The organism is Streptomyces sp. NBC_00872, assembly GCF_045161915.1.
In the GTDB taxonomy this organism is placed as follows: domain Bacteria; phylum Actinomycetota; class Actinomycetes; order Streptomycetales; family Streptomycetaceae; genus Streptomyces.
This window is the reverse complement of the sequence record NZ_CP108806.1, coordinates 5,740,001-5,752,146: the sequence shown is the minus strand read 5'-3', so window position 1 is coordinate 5,752,146 and position 12,146 is coordinate 5,740,001. Positions and strand designations below refer to the sequence as shown.

Below are 12,146 nucleotides of genomic sequence, written 5' to 3'. Positions count from 1 at the left end.
GCACGGATCCCGGCCGGACTGCCGGCCGGCCTTCGGGCCGTCCGCCGGCCGCGTGCGTGCGACGGCTCAGCCGCCGAGGGCGCCGCCCGCGCCGCCGGCTCCAGAACCGGCGAACGGGTCCGTCCTGAGGTGGATCACACCGTAGTCGTATGCATGGCGCCGGTAGACGACGCTGGGTTCCTTGGTGTCGGAATCGACGAAGAGATAGAAGTCGTGCCCGACCAGTTCCATCTCGTAGAGCGCCTGATCGAGCGTCATCGGTGCCGCCGCGTGGTTCTTCTCCCGGACCACCAGAGGCCCTTCACCCTGTACCTCCAGTGTGCCGATCCTGGTGGTCGGGACGGCCTCGGCGGCCGCCTGCTCCGCGGCGGTCTGGCCGTTGGCGTTCAACTGAGCCACGTCAGGAACGACTTCGACGACCTCGGCGGCCGAAAGCCGCCCGCTGCCACGCCGGTTGTGGCGCTTCTCGTGCTGCTTGCGCAGCCGGGCCTCCAGCTTGCCGGTGGCCAGATCGAGCGCCGCGTACGGATCGGCCGCGGCCGCCTCCGCACGGATCACGGGGCCACGGGAGTGGAGCGTGATCTCCACCCGGTCGCACCGGTCGGCCTGCCGCGGATTGTGCTCCTTGGACACCTCGACGTCGAGGCTGATCACCTTGCCGTCGAGCTTCTGGATCTTCTCCAGCTTGAGCTTCTCGGCCACGTGCTTGCGGAACCGCTCGGGCACCTCGGTCTTGCGGCCCTTGACGACGATGTCCACGCAGAACTCCGTTCCCGGATCACTCCGCCTCATTGCGGAGTTACTCCCTGTTGCACCAGACCCCAGTAGTCACCGGAGCCTCGGACTTGGTGACTTTCACCTCCTCCTCCCCCGTCGGCATGATCCCCACCCCCCGAAGTTTCGGAGGTTCTGAAAACGCCGAGCAGACCAGTGCATTCAGCGAGTCATGGCTTCCGCCATTCCTCATAACCGAACATAGCCCTCCCGGACGGGTGTCGGCACCCGCTACCGGCATGTACCTCTGTTCAGGTCTTTTTCTTCCCCGTTTACCAGCAACGATGCAAGATCCCGATCAGTTCCGGTTTATTTCGAAGGACAGGGGCGGAGCGGCCACAACTGCCGCGCTCACCTGTACGTATCCCGGAATGCCGGACCCCATTGCGGCACGCAGTGCCCTCGCCGCCTCGACGAGCGAAGAACCGGTTGTCATGAGATCGTCCACCAGCACCACCCGGCCGCCGGCCAGCAGTCGCGCGCCCCCGCCGGCCACTTCCAGCGCCCCCGAGAGATTCACCCGTCTGCGGCGGGCGTCGAGACCCGCCTGGTCGGCCACCGCGCGTCGCTGCCGCAGCACCGGCAGCACCCGGCACGGCCGGCCCGCGCGTCTCAGCTCACCCGCGGCGGCCAGCGCCATCCGGCGGGTCGCGTCATGTCCGCGCGCTCCGACCGCGCGGCGCGCGGACGGCATCGGCACGAGCAGCAGCGGTCCCACCCCCGTACCGGACGGCGCGGCGGCCCGCACGGCCCCCGCCAGGGCTCGGCCCAACGGCGCGGCCAGCCCGAGCGCGCCCCGCTCCTTGTGCGCCAGGAGAACGGCCCGTACGGCGTCCTCGTACGGCGCCGCCGCGTGCACCACCGGCAGTCCCGTCGGCTCGGGAACCGGCCGCACCCGGCAGGGCCACGTCCCGTACAGGGCGCGGCCGCACTCCTCGCACAGCGGCGTCCTGGGACTGCCGCATCCGCCACAGGCGACCGGCAGCACCAGGCCGGTGATCTCGCGCCACCACCCCCGCATGGGACCCACTGTGCCAATGACGGAAGCCCCCGGCCACCCCTGTGGATGACTGGTTCCGGTAAAGCTCAGGGCCGGGGTGCCCCGCTCCCGCCGAGGCGGTCACCGCCCGTACGGACACGCCGACGTGGAGGTACGCGACCGCCCCCGCCGCCGGTACTCCGCCGCCGCGGATCGGCCGCGGACAGGCGCCGCCGGACGCGTGGGCGTGGCGTGGTCAGCCGGGATAGACCGGCGACGAGCCCTCCTCGACCATCGTCTGCCAGTTCGCCCCCATGGGCAGCCCCACGATCCCCGCGTCCTGGGTATCGGCCACCAGCGGCTGCCGGTCGTCGTCGGCCGCCGCGATCGCCGTCACCGGGGAGAGTCCCGGCAGCACGCCCGCCGCCGAGGTCGACCCGTCGGTCTGGATGTAGCGCACCTGCTCCACACCGCCGGACTCCTTGCCGACCACCACCAGCCGGCTGGGGCCCGCCCAGGACACCGCCGTCACCGACTCCATCTGCGGGGCGACCGGCTGGAGTCCCCTCACGGACACCTCGGACTCGGCCCCGGAGCCGTCCCGCTCCACCCGTCCGATCCGCAAGGTGATCCGCCCGTCCTCGGCCAGCAGCAGCGCGATCCGTACACCGTCCGCCGAGACGCGCAGCGCCTCGATACGCGCGCCGCCCAGCCCGTCGACCGTGACCTGCCGCGGCGCGCCGGTGCCGTCCGCGAACCGCAGCAGACGCGGTTGCCCGGGATCCCGGTCGGCGATCCACAGATCCCCGTGTCCGTCCCAACTCGGCGCGGACAGCCGGTCCTGCGGGCGTGCGCCCTTGCTCTCCACGAGCGGGTCGCCCAACTCGCCGTCCGAGAGTATGGAGGCCACATGGAGCGACTTGGCGTCCTCCGAGACGCCCGCCGCGTGCTTCTCGTCACGCGCCACCGCAACCGAGCCGAGCTTCGGCCCGTCCTTGCCGAACGGCCCGAGGACCCGCACCGGGTCGACGCTCTCGTCACTGCCGATGTGAAGCGTCGACAACCGCCCGCCGCTGTCGACGAAGTACGGGTTGTCGGGCTGCCCGGTGGTGCGGTCGGGCGCGAACTCCTCGGCCTGGTCCCCGCTGAGCACACAGAGCGAGGAGCCGTCCGCCAGCAACTCGACCTGGCTGACCGGGGTGGAGGTCAGGTCCCGCAGCGTGAAGAGCAATTGCGCGGCCATCTTGCGGCACTGGCTGCGCCCCGCCTTGGACGCCTTCTCGTTCAGCGGCACCTTCAGCGCGTTCCGGTCGTCGAACTCCAGTGATCTGGTGCCCTTCTGAAGGGCCGTACCGGCCGGGAAGGGCGAGTCGACCACGGGCTTCAACCAGTGCGTCGGTCCGTCGAGCAGCACCTTCACCGCCTGGGTGACCGGATCCATCCGCGTCGTGGGGTCTATTCGCTGACGGATGTAGACCGGGTCCGCGACCAGCCAGTTCTCCCCCGATGCGAAGTAGTACTTGTTCATGGAGCGGTAGTTGCGCTGGAAGTCCGACTCGCCGAGCACCAGCCCCGGCGGCAGGCTGTCGATGCGCCACTCGTTGGTGTCCGCACCGGTCGTCTCCTGCACCAGATGGATCGTTCCGTTGTACGGCGTCGGCTCGATCGGCTGGTAGACATGCGCGGCGTCCACATCGGCGATCCGGTCCCCGTACAGCGGATAGGTGCGACCGGGGTCACCGGAGCCGGCGGGCGGCTCCTTGACCGGAGCGGGATCGGGCGCGGCGCGCAGTACGGTCGTGCCCTCCCCCGGCTTCCAGTCCCTGGACGCCTCTTTCGTCAGATACTTCCTGGCCATCGCGAAGTCGGGATCGTCACTGGTCATGGCCTCCAGGAAGCCGTCGACGATCTCATCGGGCCCCGCCTTCTCGCGGGGCGGCACGGCGTACACCCGCACCTGCGACTCACCCGGCGGCGATGCCTTCACCGGCTCCACATCCCCGCTGTCCGGGATCGACGCGCACCCGGCCAGCAGCGCGGCGACGGCCGCCAGCAGGACCGGCGCGCTCACCGCCCGTCCCAGGCCGTACCGACGGCGGTCAGCGCCCACGAATCGTGTCCTCCCGTTCCGGAATCTGCTCGGCGGGACCACCGGACTCACCCGGGCCCTGCCCACCCCCGGCACCAGGCCCCTGCCCATCGCCCGCAAGCGGTTCCTCCGCGGGGCGCGCCACCACCCGCGCGCCGCTGCCCGGCATCGCCGCCGGGTCCACCGCCGCGGCGGGCAAGGGCGGCGCCGGCACGCCCGGCGCCGCGGGCAGCGCGGTGCGGTCCACGCGCTGCTGGGCGGGCACGCTCGACAGCCGGTGCGCGCTCTCCTTGAGATCGTGGGCCCCTATGCGCTCCCGGTTGCTCCGGGAGTCCTCGGGCTCCAGCGGTATGGGCGATCCGCGCAGCGCCTCGTCCGCCGTACGGGGCAGTGTCAGCCGGAACTGAGAGCCGCCGCCGGGCTCGCCCCACGCCTGGAGCCAGCCGCCGTGCAGCCGCGCGTCCTCGACGGCGATCGACAGCCCGAGGCCGGTGCCCCCGGTGGTGCGGGCGCGCGCCGGATCGGCCCGCCAGAAGCGGTTGAACACCCGGGTCGCCTCGCCGGGCTTGAGTCCCACACCGTAGTCACGCACGGCGACCGCGACGGCTCCGCCCGCGACCCCCATCCGTACGATCACATCCCGCCCCTCGCCGTGCTCGACGGCGTTGACGACCAGATTGCGCAGCACCCGCTCCACACGGCGGGCATCGGCCTCGGCGACGACCGGCTGCTCGTCCCCGAGAACACGGATCCTGCTGCCCTTCGCCTGCGCCAGCGGCTCGGCCCCGCCGATCACCCGCCGTACGACCACCCGCAGATCTATCGGCTCGGCCTCCAGCGCCGCCGCGCCCGCGTCGAAGCGGCTGATCTCCAGCAGATCCGACAGCAGCGACTCGAAGCGGTCGAGCTGGTCGCCGAGCAGCTCGGCCGAGCGCGCCGTCACCGGGTCGAAGTCGCCGCGCGCCTCATGGATGACATCGGCGGCCATCCGCACGGTCGTCAGAGGGGTGCGCAGTTCGTGCGAGACGTCGGAGACGAACCGGCGCTGCATCCTGGACAGCTCCTCCAGTTGCTGGATCTTGAGCTGGAGGTTCTGCGCCATCTTGTTGAACGCCTCGCCGAGCCGTGCGATGTCGTCCTCGCCCGTGACCTTCATCCGCTCCTGGAGACGGCCGGTGGAGAGCCGCTCGGCGATACCCGCGGCCATCCGTACGGGCGTGACGACCTGCCGCACCACCAGCCAGGCGATGGCTCCGAGCAGCACGACCACGAAGAGCCCCGCCGTGGCGAGCGTGCCCTTGACCAGATTGAGCGACTGCTCCTCCTGGGTCAGCGGGAAGAGGTAGTACAACTCGTACGCGTTGCCGTCGACGTCGTTCAGCCGCTTGCCGACGACCAGCCCCGGCTCCGGCTCCCGGTCCTCGGTGGCGCCGGTGTATCTGATCTGCGCGTACGTCTCGAACGGTCCGGTCCCCCGCGCCACCGCGGACCGCAGATCCGCGGGAACGCTGGCGAAATCCACCCCGCCCGAGACCCGGGGCGCGCGGTTGGTGGAGGCCACATCCTGCGCTTCGGGACTCAGCGCCACCACATTGAAGGCACCCGGGCCACCGCTGGCGAGCTGTTCGACCAGGTCGGAGCGCCAGTTGACGGAGTTCCTGCCCGACTTGCCGCTCGTGTCACCGTCCCGGCCACCGGGCGCGGCCGGTGCGTCGGCCTTCTCCTTGGCCACGGTGAACCCGCCCGCCGCCTGGCTCTGGGCCGCCTTCTCCTTGGCCTCGAGCAGACCGTTGCGCACCTGGCCGATGACGACGAAACCGAGCAGCAGCACCACCCCGAGCGACATCAGCAGCGTGGTCGCGACCACCCGGAGCTGGATATTGCGCCGGTACAGCCGTACCGCGGGCAGCAGCGGCCGCCTCACCCAGCGCACCAGCAGCCGCAGCACCGGTCCGCCCGGCGAGCCGTCCTGGAGCAGCCGGCCGCTCTGGAAGAGCCGGCCGAACCGTGAGAACACCCGTCCCGGGCCGGCAGCCCGCCCCGCACGGACTCCCGGCTCCCCGGGCTTCGGAGCAGCGCTGCCGCCGGACATGTCAGCTCGGTCCTGCCTTGTAGCCGACACCGCGGACGGTCACCACGATCTCGGGACGCTCCGGGTCCTTCTCGACCTTGGAGCGCAACCGCTGGACATGCACATTGACCAGCCGGGTGTCCGCCGCGTGCCGGTAGCCCCACACCTGCTCCAGGAGCACCTCACGCGTGAACACCTGCCACGGCTTGCGTGCCAGCGCGACCAGCAGATCGAACTCCAGCGGGGTCAGGGCGATCGACTGCCCTTCCCGCTTCACGGAGTGACCCGCCACATCGATGACAAGATCGCCTATCGCCAACTGCTCCGGCGCCGGCTCCTCGGACCTGCGCAGCCGCGCCCTGATACGGGCCACCAGCTCCTTGGGCTTGAACGGCTTGACGATGTAGTCATCGGCCCCCGACTCCAGACCCACCACCACATCGACCGTGTCGCTCTTGGCCGTCAGCATGACGATCGGAACCCCGGACTCGGCCCTGATGAGCCGGCACACCTCGATACCGTCCCGGCCGGGCAGCATGAGATCCAGCAGCACCAGATCCGGCTTGGTCTCGCGGAAAGCGGCGAGTGCCTTGTCACCGTCCGCTACAAACGACGGCTCGAAACCCTCACCACGCAGCACAATCCCGAGCATCTCGGCCAGTGCGGTGTCGTCATCGACGACAAGGACACGTCCCTTCATATCGACATCATCCCATTAGCTCATCGTTACCTTGGCGTGACCTGACACACAGCTCCGCGATTCCAGCCCCGGTCACCGGGGACAGCGCGCCTTTTTCGGTGACAATCGCCGTCACCAGTTCCGGGGGCGTGATGTCGAAAGCCGGGTTGTACGCCTGCGTTCCCAGCGGCGCCACCGGCATCCCACTCCCCGCCTCCACTCCCGCCACCGCGGTCTGCGGCGCCGTGACCTCTGTCACTTCCTGTCCCGACCGCTGCTCCACCTCGATCGACGCCCCGTCGGGGGTGTCGAGGTCGATCGTCGTGGTGGGGGCGACCACGACGAACGGCACATGGTGGTACTTGGCCAATACGGCGAGCGGATAACTCCCCACCTTGTTCGCCACCGAGCCGTCCGCGGCGATCCGGTCGGCCCCGATCAGAACGGCGTCCACCTCCCCCGCCGCGAACAGCGAACCAGCCGCGTTGTCCGTGAGCAATGTGTACGCCATCCCGTTGCGAGCCGCCTCATACGCCGTCAGCCGGGCCCCCTGGAGAAGCGGACGGGTCTCGTCCACCCACAGGCGCCGCAGCCGCCCGGCCCGGTGGGCCGACAGTGCCACGGCGAACGCGGTGCCCTCCCCGCCCGAGACAAGCGCCCCGGTGTTGCAGTGGGTCAGGATCCGGTGGCCGCCACCCGGCAGCAGTTCATCGAGGAGCGTAAGCCCAAACTCGGCCATCTGCGCGCTGGCCTCGGCATCCTCCCGGTGCAGCAGCCTCGCCTCGGCGAGCGCGGCCTCGGCGGCCTGCTCAAGACCGGCCCCGCTCGCGGCCGCCGAGCGGTACGCGTCCCGCGCCCTCCGCACTCCGTATCCGAGGTTCACCGCGGTGGGCCGCGCCTGCGCGAGCTGTGTCGCCGCGTCCTCCACGTCATAGCCCCGCCGCGCGGCCAGTGCCACACCGTAGGCGCCCGCGATACCCAGCAACGGCGCCCCCCGCACCGCCAGCGTCCGGATCGCCCGTACGAGGGCGGGCACATCCGTACAGACCAGCTCGGCCTCCTCGACCGGAAGTCTCGTCTGGTCGAGGAGCACCAGCACGGGCCCTTCCGGCGGCTCGTCCCAGCGAATCGAGGGGAGCATGGACGGCTCCACGCCGACCGGGGTTTGTGCGTACTGATCAACCATCCGCTCAGTCTGCCCGCTACGGCACGGACAATGAAGGCAAGCACGGACGCGATAAGGAGATACGGCCCCCGGCCCGCCCGAAGCCGACGCGTGGCACGATGGCTGCCAGCCCGCCACCCCGCTCCGCGGACAGGCACTGTCGAAACGCCGGCTCGCCGAGCCGGTCCCGCAACCAATCCACGAGGTGGACGACCGTGAACGACACTCCGGGCTGGGCCTCGCCCGGATCCGCCCCGTCCGACGGCCAGGACACCACCGTGCCCAGGCCCGCCGCGCCCGCCGACGACACCGGCTCCGCCCCGAAGTGGTCGACCGACCAGCCGCCGGCCGGGCAGTGGTCCCCGCCGAGCGCCTCCGGCACCGGACCCGCGCCGCAGCGGCCGGCACCGGGCTGGGGCGGGCCCGCCCAGGGCCGAGGACCGGGCTACGGCGGAGGCCCCGGCCCCGGTTACGGCTGGGGGCCGCCGCCCGCCGCCAAGCCGGGCGTGATCCCGCTGCGCCCGCTCGGTGTCGGCGAGATCCTGGACGGCGCCGTCTCCACGCTGCGCGCCCACTGGCGGACCGTACTGGGCGTCACCCTCGCCGTCGCCGTGGTCTCCCAGATCGCCGAGATCCTGATCCAGCGTTATCTCCTTCCCGAGCCGGTGGCCCTCGACCCCGACGCCACCCCCTCGGAAACCCTCAGGCAAGCCGCCGACTCGATGCAGCAGAGCCTTGTCTCGCTCGTGCCGTCGCTGGTCCTCACCGTGATCGGCACCCTCTTCACCACCTCGATACTCACCGTGGTGATCAGCCGCTCCGTGCTGGGACGCCCCGTCACCCTCTCCGAGGCCTGGCGCGAGTCCCGGCCCCGGCTCCCCCAACTCCTCGGCCTGACCTTGCTGTTGCTCCTGATGAGCACCGCCGTCATGACGATCGGCGTCCTCCCCGGCATGCTGCTGGGATCGGTCGCGGGTGCCGCGCTCACCATGCTCGGCGGATGCGCCGGCCTCGCCGTCGTCATCTGGCTGATGGTCCGCTTCAACCTCGCCTCGCCCGCGCTCATGCTGGAACGCCGGGGCGTGATGCCGTCCTTGCGCCGCTCCGCCAAGCTTGTGGGAGGCGCCTGGTGGCGCACCTTCGGCATCCTTCTGCTCACCCTTGTGCTGACCTTCCTCGTCACGCTGGTACTCGCGGTGCCCTTCGGCATCGTCGCCGCCGCGGTGGACGGCGGGGGTCTCGAGGGCCTGATGTCCGGCACCGGCGCGGATCTCGGCTGGCCCTTCCTGATCATCACCGGTATCGGCACGGTGGTCGCCACCACGATCACCTATCCGATCTCCGCCGGCGTGACCGTCCTCCTCTATGTGGACCAGCGCATCCGCCGCGAAGCCCTCGACCTCGAACTGGCGCGGGCCGCGGGCGTACCGGGCTACGGCCCCGAGCAGTCGGGCCACAGCCCTTCCGGGAGCTGATGCGGTGTCCACCACGGGGGGAGCCACGTCCACACGGCCGCTGATACGCCTGGGCGACGGCATACCGGTGGACACCCCTCGCGTCCCCGCCCGAGAAGCGGCGGAGCGCGAACTGTCCAAGCCGATGTACCACGAGAGCGACCCGAACCTTCTCCAGCGCGCGATCAACCGCCTCTGGGAGTGGATCGGTGATCTCCTCGACGCCGCTTCCGGCGCCGCCCCCGGCGGTCCGCTCGGCCTCGCCGTCGTCGTCCTGGTGGTGGTGGCCCTGCTCGCCGCCCTCTGGTGGCGGCTGGGTACGCCCCGCCGCATTCCCGGCCCGGACGGCTCGCTCTTCGAGGACGGACCGCGCAGCGCCGCGGAACACCGCGCCAGTGCCGAAGCACACGCCGCCGCCGAGCGCTGGAACGAGGCCGTCCAGGAGCGGATGCGCGCCATCGTCCGCTCCCTGGAGGAACGAGCGCTGCTCGACCCGCGCCCCAGCCGTACCGCCGACGAAGCCGCCGCCGAGGCCGGGCACCCGCTCCCCCACCACGCCCACCGACTCCGCGCCGCCGCGGGCGAGTTCGACGACGTCACATACGGAGGCCGCACCGCCGACCAGGGGACATATCTGCGTCTGCGGGAACTCGATCTCGATCTGGAACGAGCGAAGCCGCAGTTGAGCACCGCATCCGGAGGAACGGCCGAGTGACCTCCCCGACCAGCTCCACGTCGCTCTCCCTCACCACCGGCCAGATCTGGACCCGAGCCCGCGGACTGCTCCTCGCGCTCGCCATCCTGCTGACGGCCGGGATCGTGATGGCCGCACTCACCTCGGGTGACCGGCACGGGCGTCTCGATCCCCGCTCCGCCGACCGGTACGGCAGCCGCGCGGCCGCCGAACTGCTCAAGAACAGCGGAGTTTCCATCAGTGTCGTCACCACACTGGACGAGGCCACGGCCGCAACCGGCCCTGACACCACTCTCCTTGTCACCGATCCGAATCTGCTGACACCTCACCAGCAGTGGCTCCTGCACGACACGACCGCGCTCTCGGGAGGCCGTACCGTCCACCTCGGCGCCGGCCCGCCCTCGGTCGGCATACTGGCACCCGGTGTCCGTACCAGCACGCCCGCGCCCGTCTCCGCACGATCCCCGCGCTGCTCGCTGCCCGCCGCCGACCGTGCGGGCACCGTCGACATCGGCGGCGAGCGATACGTCACCGACTCGCCCGACGCGGACGGCTGCTACCTGATCGACGGCGCGCCGGCCTTGCTCAGGATCCCCGCCACAGGAACAGACACGCAAACGGATGCCGGTGACACCGTCCTGCTCGGTTCTCCCGATCTTCTCTACAACGACCGCCTCGACCAGCAGGGCAACGCTTCGCTCGCCCTGCAACTCCTCGGCTCCCGGCCTCATCTCGTCTGGTACCTCCCTTCGCTCAGTGATGCCTCTGCCTCCGAGGGCAGCGGCGACAACAGTGGGGACGGCGGCGACAGCGGTTTCCTCGATCTGATCCCGTCGGGCTGGCTCTGGGGCACCTTCCAGCTCTTCCTCGCCGCAGTGCTCGCCGCCGTCTGGCGCGCCCGCAGGCTGGGCCCTCTCGTGACCGAACGGCTTCCCGTCGCCATCCGGGCCTCCGAGTCCACCGAGGGCCGCGCCCGCCTCTACCGCAAGGCGAACGCCCGGGACCACGCGGCATCAGCCCTGCGCTCGGCGTCCCGCGACCGTCTCGCATCCCTCCTCGGCGTCCCAGCGGCCGAGGCACACTCGCCCGAGTCCCTGATCCCGGCCGTCGCCTCCCAGCTCGCGGACACCGGCCAGGACCCGCGCACCCTGCTCTTCGGCCCTGCCCCGGCCGACGACGCCGCTCTCGTCCGCCTGGCGGACCAACTCGACGCCCTCGAAAGAGAGGTACGCACCTCATGAGTGCTCCGACCACGCAGAACGCCGGGAACACCGAGAACACGGACAGCGCCCGCGCCTCCCTGGAAGCCCTGCGCGCCGAGATCGCGAAGGCGGTGGTCGGCCAGGACCCCGCCGTCACCGGACTCGTCGTCGCCCTTCTCTGCCGCGGCCATGTCCTCCTCGAAGGAGTGCCCGGCGTCGCGAAGACCCTTCTGGTACGAGCACTCGCCGCTTCCCTGGAACTCGACACCAAGCGCGTCCAGTTCACCCCGGATCTGATGCCGAGCGACATCACCGGATCCCTTGTGTATGACGCCAGGACCGCAGAGTTCTCCTTCCAGCCCGGCCCTGTCTTCACCAATCTGCTGCTGGCCGACGAGATCAACCGCACGCCGCCCAAGACCCAGTCGTCACTTCTGGAGGCGATGGAGGAACGTCAGGTCACGGTCGACGGCACTCCGCGTCCGCTGCCCGACCCGTTCCTTGTCGCCGCCACTCAGAACCCGGTCGAGTACGAGGGCACCTATCCGCTCCCCGAGGCCCAGCTCGACCGCTTCCTTCTCAAACTGACCGTGTCACTGCCGTCCCGCGACGACGAGATCAGCGTCCTGACCCGCCACGCGGCAGGCTTCAACCCGCGCGATCTCCAGGCCGCGGGGGTACGGCCCGTCGCCGGGCCGGCCGACCTGGAAGCCGCACGCGACGCCGTCGCCAAGACATCCGTCTCGCCCGAGATCGCGGGCTATGTCGTCGATATCTGCCGTGCCACGCGTGAATCCCCCTCGCTCTCACTCGGCGTCTCCCCGCGAGGCGCCACTGCCCTGCTCTCCACCGCCCGTGCCTGGGCCTGGCTCACCGGCCGGGACTACGTCATCCCGGACGACGTGAAGGCCCTGGCTCTCCCCACACTCCGCCATCGCGTCCAACTGCGGCCCGAGGCCGAGATGGAGGGAGTCACCGCCGACTCCGTCATCACCGCGATCCTCGCCAATGTCCCCGTTCCCCGATGAGGCGGTGAACC

Annotated in this window: 10 protein-coding genes; 4 read left to right on the top strand and 6 right to left on the bottom strand. The window is 70.9% G+C overall.

The window, feature by feature from the left end; all coding sequences use genetic code 11:
• Positions 1 to 66: 66 nt before the first annotated feature.
• The 6 genes from hpf to mtnA all read right to left on the bottom strand — a co-directional run bounded on the left by hpf (position 67) and on the right by mtnA (position 7,778).
• Entirely contained in the window at positions 67 to 759 is a 693-nt protein-coding gene (gene hpf, locus OG214_RS24740) for a ribosome hibernation-promoting factor, HPF/YfiA family (RefSeq protein WP_382853076.1), read from the bottom strand.
• Positions 760 to 1,072: 313 nt separating this feature from the next.
• On the bottom strand, positions 1,073 to 1,795 hold the full coding sequence (locus OG214_RS24735) for a ComF family protein (RefSeq protein ID WP_363081374.1): 723 nt from the start codon (positions 1,793 to 1,795) through the stop codon (positions 1,073 to 1,075).
• Positions 1,796 to 2,009: 214 nt separating this feature from the next.
• On the bottom strand, positions 2,010 to 3,863 hold the full coding sequence (locus OG214_RS24730) for an LpqB family beta-propeller domain-containing protein (protein ID WP_363081375.1): 1,854 nt from the start codon (positions 3,861 to 3,863) through the stop codon (positions 2,010 to 2,012).
• Entirely contained in the window at positions 3,853 to 5,934 is a 2,082-nt protein-coding gene (gene mtrB / locus OG214_RS24725; RefSeq protein ID WP_405985992.1) for an MtrAB system histidine kinase MtrB, read from the bottom strand. The genes OG214_RS24730 and mtrB overlap by 11 nt, the downstream gene beginning before the upstream one ends.
• 1 nt (position 5,935) lies before the next feature.
• On the bottom strand, positions 5,936 to 6,613 hold the full coding sequence (gene mtrA / locus OG214_RS24720; RefSeq protein ID WP_026245691.1) for a two-component system response regulator MtrA: 678 nt from the start codon (positions 6,611 to 6,613) through the stop codon (positions 5,936 to 5,938).
• Between the two features lie 7 nt (positions 6,614 to 6,620).
• Positions 6,621 to 7,778 carry an S-methyl-5-thioribose-1-phosphate isomerase gene (mtnA, locus tag OG214_RS24715; protein ID WP_363081378.1) on the bottom strand — a complete coding sequence of 386 codons (1,158 nt, stop codon included), beginning with the start codon at positions 7,776 to 7,778 and terminating at the stop codon, positions 6,621 to 6,623.
• A 194-nt stretch (positions 7,779 to 7,972) separates the two neighbouring features.
• On the opposite strand from mtnA, the gene OG214_RS24710 reads away from it, so the two are divergent.
• The 4 genes from OG214_RS24710 to OG214_RS24695 are packed head-to-tail and all read left to right on the top strand — an operon-like array spanning position 7,973 to position 12,135.
• A complete protein-coding gene (locus tag OG214_RS24710) occupies positions 7,973 to 9,232 on the top strand; it encodes a hypothetical protein (protein WP_405985991.1) in 1,260 nt (419 codons plus the stop codon).
• Positions 9,233 to 9,236: 4 nt separating this feature from the next.
• Positions 9,237 to 9,926, top strand: coding sequence for a DUF4129 domain-containing protein (locus tag OG214_RS24705; protein ID WP_405985990.1), 690 nt, complete (start codon positions 9,237 to 9,239; stop codon positions 9,924 to 9,926).
• Positions 9,923 to 11,146 (top strand): DUF4350 domain-containing protein, encoded by a 1,224-nt coding sequence (locus tag OG214_RS24700; protein WP_405985989.1) that lies wholly within the window; start codon positions 9,923 to 9,925, stop codon positions 11,144 to 11,146. The genes OG214_RS24705 and OG214_RS24700 overlap by 4 nt, the downstream gene beginning before the upstream one ends.
• Positions 11,143 to 12,135: an AAA family ATPase gene (locus OG214_RS24695; RefSeq protein WP_405985988.1), complete on the top strand. Its 993-nt coding sequence runs from the start codon at positions 11,143 to 11,145 to the stop codon at positions 12,133 to 12,135. The genes OG214_RS24700 and OG214_RS24695 overlap by 4 nt, the downstream gene beginning before the upstream one ends.
• Positions 12,136 to 12,146 lie beyond the last annotated feature (11 nt).

Coding starts and splice junctions, on each gene's coding strand:
- mtnA (WP_363081378.1), bottom strand. CDS start 7,778: ATGGTTGATCAGTACGCACAAACCCCGGTCGGCGTGGAGCCGTCCATG.
- OG214_RS24735 (WP_363081374.1), bottom strand. CDS start 1,795: ATGCGGGGGTGGTGGCGCGAGATCACCGGCCTGGTGCTGCCGGTCGCC.
- mtrA (WP_026245691.1), bottom strand. CDS start 6,613: ATGAAGGGACGTGTCCTTGTCGTCGATGACGACACCGCACTGGCCGAG.
- mtrB (WP_405985992.1), bottom strand. CDS start 5,934: ATGTCCGGCGGCAGCGCTGCTCCGAAGCCCGGGGAGCCGGGAGTCCGT.
- OG214_RS24695 (WP_405985988.1), top strand. CDS start 11,143: ATGAGTGCTCCGACCACGCAGAACGCCGGGAACACCGAGAACACGGAC.